The organism is Morganella morganii H1r, assembly GCF_000633515.1.
GTDB lineage: Bacteria > Pseudomonadota > Gammaproteobacteria > Enterobacterales > Enterobacteriaceae > Morganella > Morganella morganii_B.
In genome coordinates this window covers 1-755 of the sequence record NZ_AYMP01000065.1, presented here as the reverse complement: position 1 = coordinate 755, position 755 = coordinate 1, and the positions used below count along the sequence as shown (strand labels likewise).

Annotated in this window: 1 protein-coding gene; it reads left to right on the top strand. The window is 49.5% G+C overall.

Annotation, left to right across the window (positions count from 1 at the left end):
• The coding region (locus U868_RS0121850; protein ID WP_025155140.1) for a host specificity factor TipJ family phage tail protein at nt 1-755 on the top strand (755 nt) is incomplete at both ends.

The window sequence follows — 755 nt, the reverse complement described above, 5'->3', positions numbered from 1 at the left end:
CTTGCAGGCAATGAATTAGCAGCGCTGCCTCCGGATGCTGTGATTAACACCTCGAAATTCATTCTCTATGACAACCAGTTTCTGACAGTGGGACCGTTCTTTTCACCAATGGAGGGCGGTGAACTGTGGATACACATCAATGCTTCACTTGGTGAAAATGATTATGCCAACGCCAGAATGGAATTCTGGAGGGTGGATGATGACAACGAGGAAATTTCCGGTACCCGTGAATCATATAACCGTGGGTTCCCGGCAGCACCGAAGACAAAAAATTATTATAAAACGGAAAAATTTATACCACGGGGAGGCTACGGACGATATGCATTCCAGTTAACCAGACTGGAAAACAGCAACGACCACAGCATCCTGAAGCTGGAGAAGGCGCACATTATTCGCCGCAGGCTCAATGAGAAGCATAATGACGACACCATTGTCCGTGTGACCGTAAGGGCAACGGAGAACCCGACAAGCTCACGTGAGCGAAAATATAACGCGCTGGTGACGCGGCATGTGATCAGTTATGACATGGTCAACTGCAAAGTGGATTACACAGAACGGCCATCACGCTCATTTGCGGATGCAGTGGCACATACGTGGCTGGTTACCGGCAAGCAGCCGGAGAACACTATCGACCTGCACGGGCTGTATGAGATTTACGCCGGAATGGCGGATAAACGCCTCGGGTACTTCGATTACACGTTTGATGATGAGGATGTATCGTTAGGCCAGCGTATCGAGACAATCTGCAACGTGGC